The sequence below is a fragment of the Lysinibacillus sp. TE18511 genome, assembly GCF_054062295.1.
Genome location: NZ_JBSSFD010000001.1, coordinates 131,219 through 154,504 on the forward strand (window position 1 = coordinate 131,219; position 23,286 = coordinate 154,504).

Genomic DNA, 23,286 nt, shown 5'->3' on the forward strand with positions numbered 1-23,286 from the left:
CCTAGCGAATGTTACATGACGCCAAGGTGAAAACTGATTGAAAAGATAGCTTTGAGCGCAATTTTTTTGAAACATTGCGCTCAAAGCTAAATTTGTTTATGCTAATTAGAGTATAAAAACATATTTATTAAAAAAGGTGGAACACTTAATGAAGCAAAGTAAAACATTAATCCCAACGCTACGTGAAGTACCTGCTGATGCAGAAGTAAAATCACATAAGCAATTACTACGTGCAGGGTTTATTCGTCAAAATACAAGTGGGGTATATTCGTATTTACCGCTTGCAAAACGTGTGTTGACAAAAATAGAAAATATTGTTCGTGAAGAAATGGAAGCAATCAATTCAATTGAGCTTTTAATGCCTTCGTTACAATCTGCGGAACTTTGGCAGGAATCAGGTCGCTGGGAAAAATACGGACCAGAATTAATGCGTTTGAAAGACCGTCATGATCGCGATTTTGCATTAGGACCAACACATGAAGAAGTGATTACAACTTTAGTACGTGATGAAATTAAATCATATAAAAAGTTACCGTTAACACTTTATCAAATTCAAACTAAATTCCGTGATGAAAAACGTCCTCGCTTTGGTTTGCTACGAGGCAGAGAGTTTATTATGAAAGATGCATATTCTTTCCATGCAACACGTGAAAGCTTAGATGAAACATATGATGATATGTATCGTGCCTATTCAAATATTTTCTCTCGCCTTGGTTTAAACTACCGTGCAGTTATTGCTGATGCAGGCTCAATCGGTGGTAAAGGTACACATGAATTTATGGTGCTTTCCGAAATTGGAGAAGATACAATTGCCTATTCTGACACGTCTAATTATGCTGCGAACATCGAAATGGCAGAAGTTCTTGTAGACTATCAACCATCAGATGAAGCATTAAAAGACCTAGAAAAAGTGGCAACACCTGATCAAAAAACAATCGAAGAAGTATCGGCTTTCTTAAATGTTGAGCCTTCAACTGTCATTAAATCATTAGTGTTTGACGTTGATGGTGAATTAGTTGTGGTACTTGCTCGTGGAGATCACGAAATTAATGATATTAAACTGAAAAATGCGCTTAATGCTGATTCTGTTGAACTTGCTAGTGAAGAGGCAATCCGTAATTTATTAGGCTGCGGAGTTGGTTCAATCGGTCCTGTTAAATTACCAGTAGACATAAAAGTAGTAGCTGACAATGCTATTAAATCAATCCGTAACGGTGTAGCTGGTGCAAATGAGGATGGATTCCACTTAGTAAGCGTTAATCCAGAGCGTGATTTTGCAATAAATGAATACTTAGATATTCGTTTTATTCAAGAGGGTGATCCATCTCCAGATGGACAAGGTACTATCAAATTTGCAGAAGGTATCGAGGTTGGACATATTTTTAAATTAGGAACAACTTACTCTGCAAAAATGAATGGTACATTCTTAGACGAACAAGGGAAGACACAGCCATTTATTATGGGCTGCTACGGTATTGGTGTATCACGTATTTTAGCTGCTGTTGCAGAGCATTTCCAAGATGAAAATGGTTTTATTTGGCCAACACAATTATCGCCTTATGATATCCATGTTGTACCTGTTAATACAAAGGATGAAACACAAGTAGCCTTAGCTGATGAGCTGTATGGCTTATTGAAATCATACCGTTATGATGTGCTAATAGATGATCGTGCTGAGCGCGCTGGGGTTAAATTTGCAGATGCTGATTTAATTGGATTACCTGTCCGTGTAACAGTAGGTAAAAAAGCAACTGAAGGTATTGTTGAAGTAAAATTCCGTCAAACAGGTGAAACGTTTGAATGGAAAAAAGAAGAGGTCATTGATCGCTTAAATGAATTTTTCCGCAAAAATTAACTCCTTTCAGCTGAAGTCTCCATCTCAATGGTGGTGAGATGAATACGGGTTTTAAGCTACTTTTTAGTGGGTGTCCAAGCACAGCTGAAAGAAGTTAATGCCTCCGGCGGATGTCATGGAATCGGAGAGGAGTTCTTTGTGCAAGCACAAAGCCGATCCCAGACGCAATTATGCCAAGGCATAATTGATTTTCCTTTAAATGCTTGTCCCAAAAAGGATGGAAATGGCATTAAATAGATAATAAATTCGCGCCACTTCCCAGGGACAGCGAGCCAAGCATGAATTCATAGATGTTTAGGATTTGTGAGGCTTGACGGTCACCTGCGGAAAGGGAGCGAATTTTTTCTTTGATTCGTAAACGTTGGTCAGGAAATAAAACAAGGGGCTTTAAGACTGCCTCTTTCTGAAAGTAGGTGTCAATAGATTGGAACAGCAACAAGAAGCAAGAATGAGGTTTCAAATGTTCTTGCAGCAACTAGAGTTAACAGATGATGTGTATATGTCCTTTTTTGAAGAGGGTGAATTATCACGGTTAACCGTACACAAAAAGAACAGGCTATGGAATTTTACCATTAAATTACGAGATATACTCCCTTTTCCGCTATACCAACTTTTTCGTACTCGTTTGACTGAAAAATTTTCAGCTATCGCTCAAATTCACACCACTTTTGATACGGTAGAAAAAAATGTTACGGAGGAGCTTGTTCAAGGATATTGGTTAACTGTAGTAGAGCAAATAGATGAGATGGCGCCAACTTTAAAAAATTGCCTCGTATCGCAAATGCCAATGTGGAATGGGCAAAAAATTACATTATCCTGCATGCAAGAAATGGAATTTATGATGCTGAAAACAAAGTATGCAGAAAAGCTTTCCGAGAGCTATAGTCAATTTGGCTTCCCACACATTGCAATAGATTTTGTGCTTCAAGATCAATCGGAAGAAATGATTGCGGCGCAGAAAGCTTTCAGAGAACAGAAGCAATTAGAGGAGGCGGCTTTATCTCAGCAAGCGATACAAGATTTCCAAAAGCGTGAGCAGGAGAAGAAAGAAAATCCAGCCATTGCTAACCTTGGTGACCGTCCATTCCAGCTCGGTATGTTAATTAAAGACGATGAAACTATGGAAATTAAACGCATTGTTGAAGAAGAACGCCGTGTTATTATTGAAGGATTTGTTTTTGATACAGAAGTTAAAGAACTAAAAAGCGGCCGTTCTTTATTGCAAATTAAAATTACCGACTATACGGATTCCATCGTTGTAAAAATGTTCTCGCGTGATAATGATGATGCGGAACTTATGCAATATTTGAAAAAGGGTATGTGGGTAAAAGTCCGAGGCTCCGTACAAACTGACACATTTATTCGTGATTTAATCGTCATGGCAAATGATATTAATGAAATCAAAAAAGCAACACGACAGGACAAGGCACCAGAGGGAGAGAAACGAGTAGAATTGCATTTGCATACACCAATGAGTCAAATGGATGCTGTGACACCAGTTGATCGACTTGTTGCGCAGGCTGCGAAATGGGGTCACCCGGCCGTGGCTATTACCGACCATGCTGTTGTGCAATCCTTCCCAGATGCTTATGCAGCAGGGAAAAAGCATGGAATAAAAGTTATTTACGGCTTGGAAGCTAATTTAGTAGACGATGGTGTACCGATTGCTTATGCTCCTGAGCACCAATTATTAGCTGATGCTACCTATGTCGTGTTTGACGTAGAGACGACAGGTCTATCTACTGCTTACGATACTATTATTGAGCTTGCTGCAGTTAAGATTAAAGATGGAAATGTGATCGACAAATACGAAAGCTTTGCCAATCCACATCACCCATTGTCAGCGACGACTATTGAATTGACAGGTATTACAGATGATATGGTACGAAACGCGCCTGAAGTGGAGCAAGTCATTAAGGAGTTCCATGCATTTATTGGAGATTGTATTGTCGTAGCCCATAATGCATCGTTTGATATTGGCTTTTTATACACAGGCTATAAAAAATTTGAGCTAGAGGGAACAATTCATCCAGTTATTGATACGTTGGAGCTTGCCAGATTGCTTTATCCAACGATGAAAAACCATCGTTTAAATACACTTTGTAAAAAATTCAATATTGAATTAACCCAGCATCACCGAGCTATTTATGATACAGAAGCAACGGGTTACTTGCTTTTACAGCTGTTAAAAGATGCAGATGAATTAGATATTAAATACCATGATGACTTTAATAAGCATATTGGTGGTGGAGATGCTTATAAAAAGGGACGACCAATGCACTGCACAATATTAGCAGTAGATAATGTTGGACTAAAGAATTTATTTAAAATAGTCACACACGCCCATACAAAAACTTTCTATCGTGTACCTCGTGTAACACGAGCAATCTTAGAGCAATATAGAGAAGGTTTATTAGTGGGCTCAGGTTGTAGCAACGGTGAATTATTTGAAACCATGATGAATAAATCCCCAGAGGAAGCAGAGCAAGTTGCGAGGTTTTATGATTACATTGAAGTTCAACCTAAAGCAGTATACGCACCGTTAATTGAGCGCAATGTCGTACGTGATGAATGGACACTTGAAGATATTATTCGCAAGTTAGTGAAGCTCGGGAAGAAGATCGATAAACCTGTTGTAGCAACAGGTAATGTGCATTACTTAGATCCGATAGACGGGAAGTTCAGACAAATACTAATCGGCTCTCAAGGTGGTGCCAACATATTAAATAGATCGAAGCTGCCTGAGGTTCATTTTAGAACGACTGATGAAATGCTTGAGGAATTTGACTTTTTAGGACCAGATCTTGCGAAAGAGGTAGTTGTGACAAACTCACAAAAAGTCGCCGATATGATTGGTGATGTTAAGCCAATTAAAGATGATTTATATACACCAAAAATTGAAGGCTCTGATGATGAGGTAACAAATTTAACGTATGAAATGGCCCACCACATATATGGAGAAGAGCTACCAGAAATCGTGAAAGCCCGAATTGAAAAGGAATTAAAGTCAATTTTAGGACATGGTTTCGGTGTAATTTACTTAATTTCTGCGAAGCTTGTGAAAAAGTCATTAGCGGATGGTTACTTAGTAGGTTCTCGTGGTTCGGTAGGATCTTCATTAGTGGCAACTTTTATGGAGATTACTGAGGTAAATCCACTTCCACCTCATTATGTTTGTCCAAATTGTAAGCATTCCGAGTTTTTTGATGATGGTTCAGTAAGCTCTGGCTTTGACTTACCAAATAAAGATTGTACAGAATGCGGTACACCTTTTAAAAAGGATGGTCAGGATATTCCATTCGAAACGTTCCTTGGCTTTAAAGGAGATAAGGTACCTGATATCGATTTGAATTTTTCCGGTGAATATCAACCACAAGCTCATAACTACACGAAGGTTTTATTCGGTGAAGATTATGTATATCGTGCTGGAACAATCGGTACAGTTGCAGAGAAAACAGCGTATGGCTACGTTAAGGGCTATGCTAATGATAACAACCTACATTTCCGTGGCGCTGAGGTAGATCGGTTAGTGCAAGGCTGTACAGGCGTAAAACGTACAAGTGGACAGCACCCTGGGGGGATTATCGTAGTACCAGACTATATGGATATTTTCGACTTCACACCAGTGCAATTTCCTGCGGATGCACAGGATGCAGAGTGGCGTACAACCCACTTTGATTTCCATTCTATTCACGATAATATTTTAAAACTTGATATTCTCGGGCACGATGATCCGACTGTGATTCGGATGTTGCAAGATTTATCAGGAATAGATCCAAAAACCATTCCAACAGATGATCCGGTCGTTATGAAAATCTTTAGTACCCCAGAATCTTTAGGCGTAACAGAAAAACAAATTGGCTGTAAGACAGGGACACTTGGAATTCCTGAATTTGGTACTCGTTTTGTACGCCAAATGCTTGAAGATACAAAGCCATCAACATTTTCGGAGCTTGTGCAAATTTCAGGACTTTCACACGGAACAGACGTGTGGCTTGGTAATGCACAAGAATTAATTCAAAATGGTACATGTGTACTGAAAGAAGTAATTGGCTGTCGTGACGATATTATGGTGTATTTAATTTACCAAGGGCTAGAACCGTCACTGGCGTTTAAAATTATGGAGTCTGTGCGTAAAGGGAAAGGATTATCAGAAGAATTCGAAGCAGAGATGCTAGCGAATAAGGTACCAGGTTGGTATATCGAATCATGTAAAAAGATTAAATATATGTTCCCGAAAGCCCACGCTGCTGCTTACGTTTTAATGGCAGTTCGTATCGCGTGGTTTAAAGTGCATTTCCCGATACTTTACTATGCGGCGTATTTCACAGTACGTGCAGATGATTTTGATTTAATTGCCATGGTACAAGGCCCACAAATGATTCGTGCAAAAATAGATGAAATCAATATGAAAGGCTTAGATGCCTCAACAAAAGAAAAAAACCTATTAACTGTAATGGAACTAGCACTTGAAATGTGTGAGCGCGGCATGAACTTCCAAAAGGTGGACTTATATCGTTCGCAGGCTAGTGAATTTGTCATTGAGGGGAACTCTTTAATTCCACCATTCGATGCGATTCCTGGACTCGGTACGAACGTTGCTAAACAAATTGTGGTAGCACGTGAGGACGGCGAATTTTTATCGAAGGAAGATTTACAGCAACGTGGTCGTGTATCCAAGACATTAATAGAATACATGGATCAATTGGGCTGTTTAGAAGGGATGCCTGATGCCAATCAGCTATCACTTTTCTAATGTCCTTCAATATTGAAACGGATAGTCTAAAGACATCACCATTAATAATGAATAACTTATTTGATTTATGAACAAATTAAGCACAAATTTCAGATTCCAGACACAATTATGGCTTTGCCTAATAGATGTCTAGAAAAAGGAAATTTGCATTGTGCTGTAAACTATGCTATCCTTATGGTAATAATTTGTTGATAGTTTTCCAGCAAAAGAGTGGGGCCTTCCCGCTCTTTTCTGTTGTTATACCGTAGCAAAACAAATTTTTTACTAACAGCAGGTAAGACCGTTAAATTTCACCAAAGCTACTGGTGGAATTTCTGTTTTATTACGCCAGAATTTGATAGATGCAGGAGGAAACAATGAGCAAAGTACCATCTTTAATTGAAGAGCTCGCTAAACCGATTGTTGAAGAGTTGAATCTTGAGTTAGTGGATGTCGAGTTCGTAAAAGAAGGACGTAACTGGTTTTTACGTGTTTATGTGGATACACCTGAGGGTGGAATTGACATTGAACAATGTGCTCAAGTTAGTGAACGACTAAGTTTGCTATTGGATGAAAATGATCCAATTACACAAAACTATTATTTAGAAGTTTCTTCACCTGGAGCAGAACGTCCATTAAAAAAAGATGCTGATTTTGAAAAAGCGATTGGCAAATTTATTTATGTTAAAACCTATGAGCCCGTCAAGGACATGAAGGAATTCCAAGGCTACTTAACGTCATATGATGAACATACATTAGTGATAGAAGTACGCATTAAAACGCGTAAAATTACAGTGACAATTGAACAAGAAAAAATCGCAATGGCACGACTAGCTATCGATTTTTAAGCATAATGCATATTTAGGAGTGAAAACAAAATGAGTAGTGATTTGTTAGATGCGCTCAATGCGCTAGAACAAAAAGGAATTTCAAGAGAAGTGTTAATTGAAGCGATTGAAGCGGCATTAGTTACAGCTTACAAACGCAACTTCAATCAAGCACAAAATGTCCGTGTTGACCTAAACTTAGATAAGGGTTCTATCCGTGTCTTTTCACGTAAAGATGTTGTTGAAGAGGTAGAGGATGACCGTTTAGAAATTTCTGTTGAAGATGCAAAGGCTATCAATCCTGCATACCAGTTAGAAGATGTGGTTGAACAAGAAGTGACTCCACGAAACTTTGGTCGTATTGCCGCACAAACAGCGAAACAAGTTGTTACTCAACGTGTACGTGAGGCAGAACGCGGCCTAATTTACGAGCAATATGTGGATCGTGAAGATGATATCGTCACTGGTGTAGTTGAGCGTCTAGATGCTCGTAATATTTACGTAGGTCTAGGAAAAGTAGAGGCTGCCTTACCACAAAACGAACAAATTCAAGGTGAAACATATCGTCCACATGATCGTATCAAGGTCTATATTACAAAGGTTGAACGTACAACACGCGGACCACAAGTCATTGTTTCACGTACACATCCTGGTTTATTACGTCGCTTATTTGAGATGGAAGTACCTGAAATCTATGAAGGTATTGTAGAAATCAAATCAATTGCTCGTGAAGCAGGAGATCGTTCTAAAATTTCTGTTCATGCACATAACGAAGAGATAGATCCAGTAGGTTCATGTGTAGGAGCAAAAGGCGCCCGTGTACAAACAATTGTAAATGAATTAAACGGCGAAAAAATCGATATCGTTGAATGGTCAGAAGATCCAGTTGTTTTTGTAGCAAATGCACTTAGCCCATCGAAGGTTTTAGATGTTCAAGTAAATGAAGAAGAAAAATCTACTACGGTTGTCGTACCAGACTATCAATTATCATTAGCAATTGGTAAACGTGGTCAAAATGCACGTTTAGCTGCAAAGCTAACTGGCTGGAAAATTGATATTAAGAGTGAAACAGATGCTCGTGAGTCAGGTATTTATCCATCTGCTACAAGCACTTTCATACCTGCTGAGGATGAAGAAAGTGATTTTGCTGATGTTGCAGTTGACTTATATCAAGACGACGAAGAATAAGTAAGAAAGCCCGTGTGACTAGTTAGCTGCCATTATTCAGTGGGCGTTGGGTTGCGCCGACTGAATAATGGCAGAGCCTACAACGGAAATTGTCATGGATTTATTGATTGTAAATCTGGACTCTGACCAAGGTAGAGCATGGCTAGTCCACCTCTTACGACAAGCTTCAGAGAGGAAAGGTGATTCTTATGGTTATTAATAAAAAAGTACCTCTTCGAAAATGTGTAGCTACTGGAGAAATGCTACCTAAGAAGGAAATGATTCGTGTCGTTCGTTCGAAAGAGGGCGAGGTAAGTGTTGATGTTTCCGGAAAAAAACCCGGACGTGGTGCCTATGTGTCTAAATCGGAAAAGGCGATTGAAATTGCCCGAAAGAAAAATGTTTTAGGGCACCAACTTGATGTGAAAATCCCTGAAGAAGTCTACGATGAGCTTATTATGCTAATTCGTAGGGAGTCTATTATATGATGAATCAAGCAGTGTTTAATTTGCTTGGGATAGCGGCAAGAGCACGTAAAGTTATTTCAGGAGAAGAGTTAGTAGTAAAGGAAGTCCGCAATGGGAATGCTAAGCTAGTACTGCTTGCAAACGATGCTTCTAAAAACTCTGGCAAAAAAATTCAAGATAAATGCACGTACTATAACGTTGAGTATCATGTAATTGGTGATCGTTATGATCTAGGACATGCTACAGGTAAGGAGGCCCGAGTGGCTTTAGCTATTACCGATAAAGGTTTTGCAAGCAAATTGTCTAGTCTACTCAACGAAAAATAATCGGGGGTGAGCAGATGACCAAAATCAGAGTTCATGAATATGCGAAACAAGTGAATAAAACGAGTAAAGAGGTTATTGATGCACTAAATCAATTAAATGTGAGTGTAACCAATCATATGTCAATGTTAGAAAAAGACATGGTATCAAAGTTAAACCAATCATTTAAAGCTACAAAAGAAGTGAAGAATCCTACTCAAAACGTATCGCAAAAATCACAAGCTAATGGCCAACAAAAACCACAGCAATCGGTGAAAAAGCAAGAAGGGCAAAGGCAGCAATCTGCTACTTCTAAGCCTAAAGTTAATAATCAGCAACAAACGCATCAAAACTCAAATTCGTCTAACGAAAAATCTAAGAATATAAAAGGTAACCAAAATCGAAATATGACACAAAATAATAATAATAATAATAATAATCGCAGAGGTGGCGGTGGTTACAACCAACGTCCAAAACCAGGAATTCACGGCGGAAAACGTCGCCATCCAAAAACACATCAACCAAGTCTACCAGTGAAACAAAAGGAATTACCAGAAAAAATTACTTTTGTTGAATCACTATCAGTAGCAGAATTAGCAAAAAAACTGCACCGTGAACCATCAGAAATTATTAAAAAATTATTTATGCTTGGTGTAATGGCAACAATTAACCAAGAATTAGATAAGGATGCAATTGAATTAATTTGCGCAGACTATGGTGTAGAAGTTGAAGAAGAAATTCGTGTAGATATTACGGATTTAGAAACACACTTCGAGCAAACAGAAGAAGTTAACGAGGCGGACTTATCAGAACGTCCTCCTGTAGTGACAATAATGGGGCACGTTGACCATGGTAAAACTACATTATTAGACTCTATTCGCAATACAAAAGTTACAGCTGTAGAGGCTGGAGGTATTACTCAGCATATCGGTGCTTATCAAGTAACTGAGGGCGACAAAAAAATCACGTTCCTTGATACACCAGGACACGCAGCTTTCACAACAATGCGTGCACGCGGTGCGAAAGTAACAGACTTAACAATTTTAGTGGTAGCTGCAGATGATGGTGTTATGCCACAAACAGTTGAAGCAATTAACCACGCAAAAGCAGCAGAAGTACCAATTATCGTTGCAGTCAATAAAATGGATAAACCTTCAGCTAATCCAGACCGTGTAATGCAAGAGTTAACGGAGCATGGTCTAGTTCCGGAAGCTTGGGGCGGAGAGACTATTTTCGTACCAATCTCAGCATTAAAAGGTGAAGGCATTGACACATTATTAGAAATGATTTTACTTGTCGCTGAAGTTGGAGAATTAAAAGCGAACCCAGATCGCTTAGCACTTGGTACAGTAATTGAAGCACAACTAGATAAAGGTCGAGGCTCTGTTGCAACACTTTTAGTACAAGATGGAACATTAAAAGTTGGGGATCCAATTGTTGTCGGCCATACTTATGGGCGAGTACGTGCAATGGTGAATGACAAAGGCCGTCGTGTGAAAGAAGCTGGACCATCAACGCCAGTAGAAATCACAGGCTTAAATGATGTACCACAGGCTGGTGACCGTTTCGTTGTCTTTGAAGACGAAAAAACAGCACGCCAAGTTGGGGAAACTCGTGCAATGTCAGCGATTCAAGCACAACGCTCAGAAAAACAACGCGTAACGCTTGATAACTTATTCGAACAAATGAGTCAAGGCGAAATGAAAGAGCTAAACTTAATTGTTAAAGCTGACGTTCAAGGTACTGTAGAAGCTATGGCTGCATCATTAATGAAAATTGATGTTGAAGGCGTAAACGTGAAAATTATTCACACTGGCGCTGGGGCGATTACAGAATCAGATATTTCTCTTGCTGCGGCTTCAAATGCAATTGTTATTGGTTTCAATGTTCGTCCAGATGTTAATGCAAAACGTGCAGCAGAAGAAGAGGGCGTAGATATTCGTCTACACCGCATTATCTATAAAGTAATCGAGGAAATTGAACAAGCAATGAAAGGTATGCTTGATCCAGAATTCGTAGAAAAAATTATTGGTCAAGCAGAAGTTAGACAAACAATTAAAGTATCAAAAGTTGGTACTATTGCTGGCTCATACGTAACAGAAGGTAAAGTAACTCGTGATTCTGGCGTACGTATAATCCGCGAAAATGTAGTAATTTTTGAAGGTGAATTAGATACACTAAAACGTTTCAAAGATGAAGTTAAAGAAGTTGCAAAAGGTTACGAATGTGGTATTACAATTACAAACTTCAACGATATTAAAGAAGGCGACATTATTGAAGCCTACATTATGGAAGAAGTTAAACGCGTATAATGATTGTTTATGCAGAGGTTGAATTTATTATTCAAACTGCCCATTCGTTGAAGGAAAAACGTGCTGTTCTACAGCGTATGATTACCCGCACGAAGCAAAAATTTAATGTATCCATTGCGGAAATTGACCATCAAAATGTATGGCAACGCACGAAATTAGCGCTTGTTGCTGTTTCTTCATCAAAAGAAGCAGCAGAGCGGGAAATTAATCATGCGCTCCATTACTTACAGTCAAATCCATCATGGGAACAGCTAGATGTGTGGCGAGACTATCTATAAGTAACATAAGATGTTGTGTTATGCGTGATTAAGCCTTACCTTGCGAGTAAATATTTGTGCAAGTGAAGGACACAACGATCTGTACATCGAAATTGAGGTGACAAACTATGTCTCTACGCTCAAACCGTGTCGCTGAGCAAATGAAAAAAGAGCTTGGTGAAATTATTGGACGTAAAATAAAAGATCCGCGTGTTGGTTTCGTTACTGTTACTGGTGTTGAGGTAACAGGTGATTTACAGCAAGCGACCATTTATATTACAACTCTAGGCAATGAACGTGAAAAAGAGGAAACACTAAAAGCTTTAGTAAAGGCTTCTGGTTTCATTCGCTCAGAAATCGGTACACGAATCCGTTTACGTCGTACACCAGAACTAATCTTTGAATTCGATTCATCGATTGAATATGGGAACCGTATTGATTCATTGCTACGTAATTTACACAAAGAATAAGCCTAACATAAAAAGTCTGCCAAATGCATGTTTATGCAGGCAGACTTTTTACATTCATAGAAATGCTATTGCAGATTTTTCTTAGATAAAATGAAGCAAACAATCAAATATACGAAAAATGAATTGATTTAAGGAGGAAGTTTATGAACGGTATTTTACCGCTGTGGAAGGAACGTGGCATGACGAGTCATGATTGCGTCTTTAAATTGCGAAAAATTTTACGTACTAAAAAAGTAGGACATACAGGCACGCTTGACCCAGGTGTAGAGGGTGTTCTTCCGATTTGTATAGGTCAAGCAACACGTATTGCAGAATATTTAACGGATGCAGGAAAAACCTATGAAGCCGTGATTTCAATTGGCCGTACAACGACAACTGAGGATGCAGAAGGAGAAACGGTTGAGCAAGATCATACGATTAAAAAGTTCACACGTACTCAATTGCAAGAAGTTTTAGCTTCGTTAACAGGTGTCATTACTCAAACACCACCAATGTTTTCAGCTGTCAAAGTAAATGGTAAACGTCTCTACGAATATGCTCGAAAAGGTGAAATAGTAGAAAGACCTTCACGTCAGGTTACTATTTATGCATTAGAGTTGCTAGAAGATGTAGAGATATATGAAGGTCAAGACATTATATTTCCAGTCCGAATAGCCTGTAGTAAAGGGACGTATATTCGTACACTAGCTGTGCAAATTGGAGAAGCACTTGGCTATCCTGCACATATGAAAGAGCTCATACGCACAGCTTCAGGTACATTTACGCAAGAAAATTGCTTTACATTGGCGCAAGTTGCTGAGCTGATGGAGGCTGAACAAATCGATACATGCATTTTACCAGTTGAGTATGCACTAACAGATTATCCATACATTGAGATAACTTCTGCTAATGAAAAAGAAATTTTCAATGGACAAGTGCTTCCCGCAGATGCATTATTAAAGATACATGATAAAATTGTTTTTGGAATCAATGGGAAAGCAATGGCGGTGTATCAAGCCCATCCTACAAAGGAAGGGTTTATGAAGCCACATAAGATGTTTCCGACGATAGAGTAGGAGGATTTTTGTATGGAGGTCATTCATTTAAAATACCCACATCAACTACAGCAACGAGAAAGCATGCAGCCATATTCATTGGCACTTGGCTTTTTTGATGGTGTACATAGAGGGCATCAGACAGTTATTAAAGCAGCGAAGGAAGAAGGAGACAAGCTTCAAATTCCAACAGCTGTTATGACATTCGATCCACATCCTTCTGTAGTGCTAGGCGGACGTAACGAAAAAGTTTTTTATATTACGTTACTACAGCAGAAATTACAGCTTTTTGAAGAACAAGGTGTAGATACAGTATTTGTTGTACATTTCACATCTGATTTTGCAAAGCTCTCACCTGTTGCATTTATTGATACATTTATTCGTGGGTTGAACATCCAACATGTTACAGCTGGCTTTGATTATTCTTTTGGTGCTTTTGGTAAAGGCACAATGGAAGATATGCGTACATTGAGTAATGGCGATTATGGTGTGACGGTTGTTGACAAGAAAACCGACAACATCGAAAAAATTAGCTCTACACGTATCCGTAAGCTTTTGCAAGAGGGAGATATGGAAGAAGCAAGATTGCTTTTAGGACGACCATTTGAAATTACGGGTATCGTTGTCCATGGTGATAAGCGAGGTCGTACAATAGGTTTCCCAACTGCAAATGTTCAAGCATTAGAGGGTACTTATATTCCAGCAAGCGGTGTGTATGCGGTTCGTTTACTTGTCCAAAATAATTGGTATGATGGTGTATGTAATGTAGGCTATAAACCAACATTTAAAGATCCAAACGACAAGCAATTGTCCATCGAAGTCCATATATTAAACTTCGAAAAAAACATCTACGGTGAAGAAGTGCATGTCGCTTGGTATAAACGTATAAGAAGTGAACGAAAATTCGATGGTATTGAAGCTTTGAAAGTACAAATCGAAAAAGATAAACAAGAAGCGATTGAATATTTTAAGGTTATTACCAAAAGTTAAAGCGTATACCATGAATATAAGTTGATTGGAGTGGAGGCTGGGCGACTCCTTGGGGATCAGCGAATAGAGGAACGAAGGCTAAAACCATCACGTCCTGTGATAACGCCTTCGTGACCTACATCGTGTAGGCCCAAGCGGCTCATCGGACGCCCCCAGCCGGAACGGAAACCAACCCCACTTTATGGTGATGAGTCATATTTTATTGAGTTAATGCACATTAAAACTACTTTAACATATGAATAGGATGACGTTAACGCTTGCTTGACCTATTGATTTATGGTAACATTCATAAGTGCATAATATGCTTAACCTTAGCTCGGTATATCGATGACTCCAACGTTTACTGTGCTAATGGGGATTAAAAATTATTTAGGAGGTCCATACAAATGGCTATTTCAAAACAACGTAAAAATGAACTTATTGCTGAGTTCCGTACTCACGAAAGTGACACTGGTTCTCCAGAAGTACAAGTTGCAGTATTAACAGAGGAAATTAACGCTCTAAACGCTCACTTACGTACACACAAAAAAGATTTCCACTCTGAGCGTGGTCTTCTTAAAATGGTAGGTCGTCGTCGTCACTTATTAAAATATCTTCGTGAAACTGACGTACAACGTTACCGTGAACTAATCACTCGTTTAGGCTTACGTCGCTAATTGTCATCGAAAAGCGGGATTAATCCCGCTTTTTCTTTATGTTTAATAAACTTTATTATTGAGAAAAAAAGCATATATGACATTAATTTTAAGCAAAAGAACACTGTTCCAATAAAATACAGAAATAAATCCTAAATAAATTGGCAATAACTGAATTTAAATGTATGATTATTTCATGAAATATTTAGCATAGAACAAGCATTTTTGGTACACTTACTATTAGTACATACAGACGAAGTAAGTGTTTTTATAATAGAGAGGGGTTCATTGAATGAACGAAAAGAAAGTCTATTCCTATGAATGGGCTGGCCGTCCACTTGTAATTGAAGTTGGACAGTTAGCAAAACAAGCAAATGGGGCCGTATTAGTACGCTATGGTGATACATCTGTACTTTCAACAGCAACAATGTCAAAATCACCGAAACCACTTGATTTCTTCCCATTAACAGTAAACTACGAAGAACGTTTATATGCAGCAGGTAAAATTCCTGGTGGCTTTATTAAGCGTGAAGGACGTCCATCTGAAAAAGCAATACTAGCAAGCCGTTTAATTGACCGTCCAATTCGTCCGATGTTCCCAGACGGTTTCCGTAATGAAGTACAAGTGATTTCAATGGTTATGTCTAACGATTCGGATTGCACGTCTGAAATGGCTGCAATGCTTGGTTCATCATTAGCGTTAACTATCTCGGATATTCCATTCGACGGACCGATTGCAGGTGTACAAGTTGGATATATTGACGGTAAATTTATTGTGAACCCAACAGTGGAACAATCTAATCAATCAACAGTCCATTTATCTGTAGCAGGTAACAAGGATGCTATCAACATGGTTGAAGCAGGTGCACTAGAAGTACCGGAAGAAATAATGCTAGAAGCCATTATGTTCGGTCATGAAGAAATCAAAAAAATTATTGCTTTCCAAGAGCAAATTGTTGCAGAAGTAGGGAAAGAAAAATTACCGGTAACATTATTTGAAATTGATGAAGCGATTCAATCAGATATAAAAGCAGCTTGTGAGACTGACATGCATGATGCTATTCAAACTGCTGAAAAACATGCACGTGATGAGGCTATTCAAGCGGTAAAAGACCGTGTTATTGCTTCTTATGAAGAGCAAGAAGCGGATGAAGTAACAATGAAGCAAGTTTATACAATGCTAGATAAAATGGTTAAAGACGAAGTACGTCGTCAGATTACAGAAGATAAGGTTCGTCCAGATGGTCGTAAGTTAGACGAAATCCGTCCACTTTCTTCTGAAACAGGCTTATTGCAACGTACTCACGGTTCAGCATTATTTACGCGTGGACAAACACAAGCCCTTTCTATTTGTACATTAGGTGCACTTGGTGATGTACAAATTATCGACGGTTTAGGTGTGGAAGAATCAAAACGCTTTATGCATCACTATAACTTCCCGCAATTCTCTGTAGGGGAAACTGGACCAATTCGTGGACCAGGTCGTCGTGAAATAGGTCATGGTGCACTAGGAGAACGTGCTCTTGATGCGGTTATTCCAGATGAATCTGTATTCCCATATACAATCCGTTGTGTATCAGAAGTACTTGAGTCAAACGGTTCTACATCGCAAGCTTCTATCTGTGCTTCAACGTTAGCGATGATGGATGCTGGTGTTCCATTAAAAGCACCTGTAGCAGGTATTGCAATGGGTCTTATTAAAAAAGGTGAACATTACTCTATTTTAACTGATATTCAAGGTATGGAAGACCACCTTGGAGATATGGACTTTAAAGTTGCAGGTACAGCTAAAGGTGTAACAGCACTTCAAATGGACATTAAAATTGATGGTTTATCACGCAATATTTTAGAAGAAGCATTAACACAAGCTAAAATTGGCCGTATGCATATTTTAGAATCAATGATTGCTACTCTTGCAGAACCACGTGAAAAATTATCTGCATTTGCACCGAAAATTGTAATCGTGAAAATTAATCCTGATAAAATTCGCGATGTCATCGGACCTGGTGGTAAACAAATTAACAAAATTATTGAAGAAACTGGCGTGAAAATTGATACAGAGCAAGATGGTACAATTTACATCTCTTCTGCAGATGAAGAAATGAACGCTCGTGCAAAACAAATTATCGAAGATATCGTACGTGAAGCAAAAGTTGGCGAGTATTACTTATCAACAGTTAAACGTATTGAAAAATTCGGTGCGTTCTGTGAAATATTCCCAGGTAAAGATGGCTTACTTCACATCTCTGAAATTCAAGAGGAACGTACAAAACAAGTTGAAGATGTATTGAAACTTGGCGATCAATTACTTGTAAAAGTTATTGAAATAGACAAGCAAGGTCGTGTGAATTTATCTCGTAAAGTAGTTATACAAGAGGAAAAAGAACGCGCTGAGCAAGATAAATAAAAAATTGTAGAAAAGGCTGCGTATAATGCGTAGCCTTTTTTAAATCAAGCAATGTTTATGGGGGGAGATTTTTTGGTACAAGTACATACATGTCAGAATGGTGTGCGTATTGTCTCTGAGCAAATCGATCATGTAAGGTCTGTTGCACTGGGTATTTTTGTTAATGCGGGATCTCGTTATGAGTTACCTGAGGAAAATGGCATTACACATTTTATAGAACATATGCTTTTTAAAGGGACTAAAACTAGAACAGCTCGTCAAATTGCTGAAGAATTTGACCGAATTGGTGGGGAGTTAAATGCCTTCACATCTAAGGAAAACACTTGTTATTATGCAAAGGTTTTAGACCATCATGCTGAGCTTGCAGTCACAATATTAGCAGATATGTTCTTTAATTCTACGTTTGCAGAGGAAGAGTTAGAGAAAGAACGACAAGTTGTGCTAGAAGAAATATTAATGAGTGAAGATGCACCTGATGACGATGTCCATGAAAAACTATGGGAAGTTATGTATCCAAACGATGCACTTGGTCGTCCGATATTGGGAACTGCGGCTACTTTAAAAACATTTACAGCAGATGTGATACGTAACTATATGGCTAAACATTATGGTCCAGAGTCAGTTGTTATTTCAATAGCGGGAAATATCTCTGCAAAGCTCATACAAACGATTGAAGATCTATTTGGCCATTATCAGCCATCTCCACTTGCTGTTGCACCTGTGTTAACGAATCCTCAATTTTATCCTGGAGAGATTTCAAAAACTCGCGATACAGAGCAAGCGCATTTAGCCATTTCTTATCCAGCTATGGGTGTAAAAGATCCAGATATGTATAGTTTTATTGCACTTAATAATATTATTGGTGGTAATATGAGTTCTCGTTTGTTCCAAGAAGTACGTGAAGAACGTGGTTTAGCCTATTCAATATTTTCTTACCAATCTTGTTATGCAGATGTTGGCGCATTTACGATTTATGGTAGTACAAGTCGTCAGCAATTATCACAGCTTCAGCATACAATTGATGCGACATTACTTGATATCGTAGCTGGTGGCGTAACAGAGGAAGAACTGGATAATGCGAAAGAGCAACTTAAGGGGAGTTTTGTGCTCGGTCTAGAGGGGACAGGAGCGCGTATGAATCGCAACGGTACAAGTGAATTAGTGCATCGTAAACATCGATCAGTAGACGAAGTATTAGCGTCAATCGATGTAGTCTCAATGGAATCAGTAAATCGTTTAATAGCAAAAATCTTGAAAGCTGAGCCAGCCATTTCAATTATTGGCCCTGAAGCTTAAAAAAGGTTGCCCATGTAGGCAACCTTTTTTCGTTAAGGAAACTATAGATTTTTTGCTTGTGGATATACCAAAGGCTCCATTACGCTTTCTTATTATAGCGTGCTCTGGTATTTCGTTTAGTTCCTCATTACTTCCTTTAAATATGCCGTACTCACAAATCAGTACCCTCTTTACTTTCATAATTGGGTCTAGTCCACTTGTTAGTTCATCTAAAAATAGTAGCTTTGGATGATGTGACAGTGCTAATGCAATGGACAGCTTCATCCTCATTCCTCGAGATAATTCTCTTGCCTTTTTCCTCTCTAGAATTTTAAATTGTGCTAATCGCTCAAAATAATGTCTGAATCCCTCTTTTTAAATACTTTTTTCGTAATTGTCGAGTTACGTCACATTGAGCGTTTCAAGTACATGAAAATCGTCAAAAACCACACCAATGTCGTTTTTTATCGATAATTCACGTTCGACAACATCCTTACCAATTAGCAAAATTTCGGCATTTTCTATTTTTGGTAAATTCCAGCACCATTTCATACTTTGGGTAGGGGTCACGAATTGCAAAAACTCGGCATATATTGAGGTAATGGTTCAAGGAGGGAGATGAGGCATGTTACTATCAGAGATGGTAGATAAAGAGTTAATTCAAGTTGAAGGTGGCGTACACTTTGGCATACTGGCACATACGGAATGTCTCCTAGATGTGCAAACAGGAAAGATACATGGCTTTGAGATTGTTAAAGATAAATTGCCATTCCAAAAAAAGAAAGTGAAAGTTAGTGAAATGATCCCTTGGCATGAAATTATACTAATTGGTGAAGATCGGATTTTATTTAACAAAACAACGACGGTACAGTCAGAATTTTTACAGTGAGGTGAGCTTTTGAAAAACGAAAAATGGCTTGTTATCGGTGAAGATCTTAGATTAAAGGAATTAGCTACAATGCTAAGAAGCCCATCGAGAACTGTATTTTATAAAAGAACGTCAGTTTGGAATGAGGAGTTAAATAAGCTTGTATTAGAATTCCAACCAAATAGAATTATTCTGCCTATTCTTCCACTAAAAATTGAAGTAGAGCAACTATATGGCATATCCCAAGTTAAATTTTATACAGGGCGTTTGACGATGCATTGGAAGCATTTACTTGAGAAAAATGAAACAAATTGCTATTTACAGCAAGAATCTTTTATTTGGCAAAATGCAAGATTAACAGCGGAGGGATTTATCGCCACGTTTTACGGTCTCGAGCAGAAATGTATTTACGGACAAAACTTTACTATCGCAGGGTTTGGGCGCACCGCCAAAATGCTCGCATCTTTACTCGTCAAGATGGGCGCTAATGTCCATATTGTAGCGCGTTCGGTTGTACAAGTGAGTGAAGCAAAAGCATATGGTTATAGAGCTACGAATTTAGATGATCGCGAGTGGTCAATTAGTGATGGAATTTTTATAAATACAATTCCAGCTAAGTGGATTACTGAATCATTCCAAGAGCATGTCCCGACTGTGCTATATGATTTGGCTTCGGAGCCTGGATGTTTAGATATAGACGCTGATCAACTACAAACGTACGTGCTATTGCCGTCATTACCCGGGAAATACTTTGCACATGATGCGGCTACAATACTGTGCAAGGCAATAGAGGAGGAAGAAAATTGTTAACGGGGAAACGAATTGGTTTAGGTATTACAGCCTCGCACTGTACGTATGAGGATGTAGTACCTAAAATTCAAAACTTTATAGATGCAGGGGCAACAGTTATCCCAATCATTACGCACTCCGTTTTACATGCGGCTACGCGTTTTGGTACTGGGGAAGAGTGGATCGCAAAAATAGAAGAATTGACTGGTGAAAAGGTTATTTCTTCTATTAAAGAGGCAGAACCATTCGGACCATCTAATCCACTTGATGCGATGGTTATAGCACCAATGACAGGCAATAGTATTAGTAAATTTGCTAATGCAGCAACAGATAGCCCGGTGTTAATGGCTGCTAAGGCAACGTTGCGTAATGGTTCGCCTGTTATTCTAGGCATTTCAACAAATGATGCTCTTGGCTTAAATGGCTTGAATATTATGAAACTGCTAAATACCAAAAACATTTACTTTATTCCATTTGGGCAGGACTCACCACATTCAAAACCCAATTCTTTGATTGCTGATTTTGAACAAATGGTCGGCACTGTTCACGAAGCTATTACTGAGAAAAAGCAATTACAACCCCTGTTGATACAATATTTAAAATAATTCATGAATTACACACAATTTTCAGTATTTTTATGATACAATAGCACACATTATGTAACTTGTACTCAAGGAGAGATGATAGATGACAAAGCAGTTAACAGTTGCAGTGGTTGGGGCAACAGGAGCAGTAGGAACAAAAATGATGGAGCAACTAATTAAACGTAATTTTCCAATCGGAGATATTAAGTTTTTAGCTTCTGCTCGTTCAGCAGGAAAACCAATCGAGTTTAATGGTAAGACCTATACAATAGAAGAAGCGACACCTGAAGCTTTTGAGGGCGTGAATGTCGCTTTATTCTCAGCTGGTGGTTCGGTCTCAGCCGTGCTAGCACCAGAAGCGGCAAAACGCGGTGCAGTAGTGATCGATAATACGAGCCATTTCCGCATGGATCCAGAGGTGCCACTAGTTGTACCTGAAGTAAATCGAGGTGATCTTGCTAAGCATAAAGGAATTATTGCGAATCCAAACTGCTCTACCATTCAAATGATGGCAGCACTTGAACCTATTCGTAATGCATTTGGCTTAACAAAAATTATCGTATCGACATACCAAGCAGTTTCAGGTGCAGGTGTTTCTGCTATTCAGGAATTAAAGGCACAAAGTGAAAACTGGGATGCAGGTAAGGATGTAGCAGCAAATATTTTGCCTTCTGGTAGTGACAAACGTCATTATCCAATCGCTCGTAATGTCATTCCGCAAATTGATAAATTTACAGACAATGGCTTTACATATGAAGAAATGAAGATGATTAATGAAACGAAGAAAATCTTGCATGCACCAGAACTTAAAGTAGCTGCAACTTGCGTTCGTGTGCCAGTCGTTTCAGGACATTCTGAATCTGTTTATATTGAGTTAGAAAAAGAAGCAACGGTACAAGAGATGTTTGAAGTATTACGCAGTGCACCAGGTGTGATATTACAAGATGATATTGCAACACAAACTTACCCAATGCCTATCTATGCAGAAGGGGAAGATGCTACTTTTGTAGGACGTATCCGTCAAGATTTAGACAACAAAAAAGGATTCCACCTATGGATCGTTTCCGACAATCTTTTGAAAGGCGCTGCATTGAACTCAATCCAAATTGCAGAAGCATTGCTTGAGGATAACTTACTATAAGAGGGGTGTAAGGATGAATTTAGGTCGAATTGGTACGGCGATGATTACGCCGTTCAAAGAAGATGGCACGATTAATTATCCAGAACTAGAACGTATTATTAATCATTTGATTGATAATGGTACAGATTGTATTGTTGCATGTGGCACAACCTCTGAGAATCCAACTATGTCCACAGAAGAAAAAATTGAAGTTGTACGCTTTACAGTAGAAAAAGTAGCTGGTCGTGTACCCGTTATTGCAGGTACAGGGGATAACGAAACTGCTTACTCTATTGCAATGACGCACAAGGCTGAAGAAAATGGTGCAGATGGTATTATGCTTGTAGCACCATATTATAATAAGCCAAATCAACGTGGTATTTTTGCACACTTTGAAACAATTGCTAAGGAAACAAGTTTACCTGTCATGCTGTATAATGTGCCAGGACGCACAGGCATTAATGTTGCCTATGAAACATCCGTTGCTTTAAGTAAAATTCCTAATATTGCTTGGATTAAAGAAGCGAGCGGCAATTTAGTTCAAATGGGCGATATTATTGAAAATGTTGATTCAGAAGATAATTTCTTAGTGTATAGTGGGGATGATGGTTTAACACTTCCACTACTAGCAATTGGTGGAGCAGGCATTATTTCAGTGGCTGCCCATGTTGTTGGAAATGATATGCAATTAATGATTAAAGCGTTTGAAGAAGGTAATCACGAGCTAGCAGCCAAAATTCACCGAGCATTACTACCACTTGTACGTGCGCTGTTCGCACAACCAAACCCTTCGCCTGTAAAATATGCGATGACCAAATTAGGCTTTGATACAATCAATGTTCGTCTGCCAATGATGGAAATGACGGATGAAGAAAAAGCAAACTTTGACCGAATTTGGGATACGTATCAAGAAAAGGCGAGAAGCTTTAGAAAAATAAGTAGCTTTAGCTAAATTGTAATGGGGGCTAATTCATATTAGCCCCTTTAGACTTTAGACAAACTTGAAATTTAGGTTTGTCTAAAGTCTTTTTTCTTTTTAGGAATAGGACGTGAAAATCGCTCAAGCAACGGCGGAATTTGCTTGGGTAGAAGGAGACCGGCTCAAGTAACATCAAAAACGCTCAGGCGCTAGTACCATCTATGCAAAAGTATATGAACATCCTAGCAATGATAAATCCCGCCTGCTTTAAAT

20 protein-coding genes and 1 pseudogene are annotated in these 23,286 nt (G+C 38.7%); 19 read left to right on the forward strand and 2 right to left on the reverse strand.

Features of this window, described 5'->3' with window-relative positions; genetic code table 11:
* Positions 1–148 precede the first annotated feature (148 nt).
* The 14 genes from ACVWXS_RS00655 (at position 149) to ACVWXS_RS00720 (ending at position 18,754) form a co-directional block, all read left to right on the forward strand.
* On the forward strand, positions 149–1,855 hold the full coding sequence (locus tag ACVWXS_RS00655; RefSeq protein ID WP_456955337.1) for a proline--tRNA ligase: 1,707 nt from the start codon (positions 149–151) through the stop codon (positions 1,853–1,855).
* A 424-nt stretch (positions 1,856–2,279) separates the two neighbouring features.
* A complete protein-coding gene (locus ACVWXS_RS00660) occupies positions 2,280–6,611 on the forward strand; it encodes a PolC-type DNA polymerase III (protein ID WP_456955339.1) in 4,332 nt (1,443 codons plus the stop codon).
* Positions 6,612–6,967: 356 nt separating this feature from the next.
* The gene (rimP, locus tag ACVWXS_RS00665; RefSeq protein ID WP_427496909.1) at positions 6,968–7,438 is read left to right on the forward strand and encodes a ribosome maturation factor RimP; all 471 of its coding nucleotides are present in this window, start codon (positions 6,968–6,970) and stop codon (positions 7,436–7,438) included.
* A 30-nt stretch (positions 7,439–7,468) separates the two neighbouring features.
* Positions 7,469–8,605: a transcription termination factor NusA gene (gene nusA / locus ACVWXS_RS00670; protein WP_456955342.1), complete on the forward strand. Its 1,137-nt coding sequence runs from the start codon at positions 7,469–7,471 to the stop codon at positions 8,603–8,605.
* 188 nt (positions 8,606–8,793) lie between these two features.
* Positions 8,794–9,072 carry an RNase P modulator RnpM gene (gene rnpM, locus ACVWXS_RS00675; protein WP_456955344.1) on the forward strand — a complete coding sequence of 93 codons (279 nt, stop codon included), beginning with the start codon at positions 8,794–8,796 and terminating at the stop codon, positions 9,070–9,072.
* The gene (locus ACVWXS_RS00680; RefSeq protein ID WP_368635427.1) at positions 9,069–9,377 is read left to right on the forward strand and encodes a YlxQ family RNA-binding protein; all 309 of its coding nucleotides are present in this window, start codon (positions 9,069–9,071) and stop codon (positions 9,375–9,377) included. The genes rnpM and ACVWXS_RS00680 overlap by 4 nt, the downstream gene beginning before the upstream one ends.
* A gap of 14 nt (positions 9,378–9,391) precedes the next feature.
* Positions 9,392–11,665 carry a translation initiation factor IF-2 gene (gene infB, locus ACVWXS_RS00685; RefSeq protein WP_456955346.1) on the forward strand — a complete coding sequence of 758 codons (2,274 nt, stop codon included), beginning with the start codon at positions 9,392–9,394 and terminating at the stop codon, positions 11,663–11,665.
* Positions 11,665–11,943: a DUF503 domain-containing protein gene (locus ACVWXS_RS00690; protein ID WP_285394631.1), complete on the forward strand. Its 279-nt coding sequence runs from the start codon at positions 11,665–11,667 to the stop codon at positions 11,941–11,943. The genes infB and ACVWXS_RS00690 overlap by 1 nt, the downstream gene beginning before the upstream one ends.
* 107 nt (positions 11,944–12,050) lie before the next feature.
* Entirely contained in the window at positions 12,051–12,392 is a 342-nt protein-coding gene (gene rbfA, locus ACVWXS_RS00695) for a 30S ribosome-binding factor RbfA (RefSeq protein ID WP_368635425.1), read from the forward strand.
* A 143-nt stretch (positions 12,393–12,535) separates the two neighbouring features.
* Complete coding sequence (gene truB / locus ACVWXS_RS00700) at positions 12,536–13,447, forward strand: tRNA pseudouridine(55) synthase TruB (protein WP_456955349.1); 912 nt, start codon at positions 12,536–12,538, stop codon at positions 13,445–13,447.
* Between the two features lie 12 nt (positions 13,448–13,459).
* Positions 13,460–14,416 (forward strand): riboflavin biosynthesis protein RibF, encoded by a 957-nt coding sequence (gene ribF, locus ACVWXS_RS00705; protein WP_456955351.1) that lies wholly within the window; start codon positions 13,460–13,462, stop codon positions 14,414–14,416.
* A gap of 386 nt (positions 14,417–14,802) precedes the next feature.
* Positions 14,803–15,072, forward strand: a complete 270-nt coding sequence (gene rpsO, locus ACVWXS_RS00710; RefSeq protein ID WP_049668484.1) for a 30S ribosomal protein S15 — start codon at positions 14,803–14,805, stop codon at positions 15,070–15,072.
* Between the two features lie 271 nt (positions 15,073–15,343).
* On the forward strand, positions 15,344–17,458 hold the full coding sequence (pnp, locus tag ACVWXS_RS00715) for a polyribonucleotide nucleotidyltransferase (protein WP_427418465.1): 2,115 nt from the start codon (positions 15,344–15,346) through the stop codon (positions 17,456–17,458).
* Between the two features lie 72 nt (positions 17,459–17,530).
* Positions 17,531–18,754, forward strand: a complete 1,224-nt coding sequence (locus tag ACVWXS_RS00720) for a M16 family metallopeptidase (protein ID WP_456955354.1) — start codon at positions 17,531–17,533, stop codon at positions 18,752–18,754.
* Here ACVWXS_RS00720 and ACVWXS_RS00725 read toward each other — a convergent pair.
* Together ACVWXS_RS00725 and ACVWXS_RS00730 are read right to left on the reverse strand one after the other, a co-directional pair.
* Positions 18,731–19,072: pseudogene (locus ACVWXS_RS00725) on the reverse strand (ATP-binding cassette domain-containing protein); the annotation flags it as partial. The gene ACVWXS_RS00720 and the pseudogene ACVWXS_RS00725 overlap by 24 nt on opposite strands.
* A 63-nt stretch (positions 19,073–19,135) precedes the next feature.
* A complete protein-coding gene (locus ACVWXS_RS00730) occupies positions 19,136–19,285 on the reverse strand; it encodes a hypothetical protein (RefSeq protein WP_456955356.1) in 150 nt (49 codons plus the stop codon).
* Positions 19,286–19,358: 73 nt separating this feature from the next.
* Here ACVWXS_RS00730 and ACVWXS_RS00735 point away from each other — a divergent pair, with 73 nt between their 5' ends.
* From ACVWXS_RS00735 to dapA, 5 genes are all read left to right on the forward strand, one after another.
* On the forward strand, positions 19,359–19,622 hold the full coding sequence (locus tag ACVWXS_RS00735; protein ID WP_053594254.1) for a YlmC/YmxH family sporulation protein: 264 nt from the start codon (positions 19,359–19,361) through the stop codon (positions 19,620–19,622).
* A gap of 9 nt (positions 19,623–19,631) precedes the next feature.
* Complete coding sequence (locus ACVWXS_RS00740; protein ID WP_368635417.1) at positions 19,632–20,411, forward strand: dipicolinate synthase; 780 nt, start codon at positions 19,632–19,634, stop codon at positions 20,409–20,411.
* Complete coding sequence (locus ACVWXS_RS00745) at positions 20,405–20,995, forward strand: dipicolinate synthase subunit B (RefSeq protein WP_368635416.1); 591 nt, start codon at positions 20,405–20,407, stop codon at positions 20,993–20,995. Before ACVWXS_RS00740 ends, ACVWXS_RS00745 begins: the two co-directional genes overlap by 7 nt.
* 82 nt (positions 20,996–21,077) lie before the next feature.
* Complete coding sequence (locus ACVWXS_RS00750; protein WP_423473607.1) at positions 21,078–22,115, forward strand: aspartate-semialdehyde dehydrogenase; 1,038 nt, start codon at positions 21,078–21,080, stop codon at positions 22,113–22,115.
* A gap of 13 nt (positions 22,116–22,128) precedes the next feature.
* On the forward strand, positions 22,129–23,046 hold the full coding sequence (dapA, locus tag ACVWXS_RS00755; protein WP_456955359.1) for a 4-hydroxy-tetrahydrodipicolinate synthase: 918 nt from the start codon (positions 22,129–22,131) through the stop codon (positions 23,044–23,046).
* The last annotated feature ends 240 nt before the right edge of the window (positions 23,047–23,286 follow it).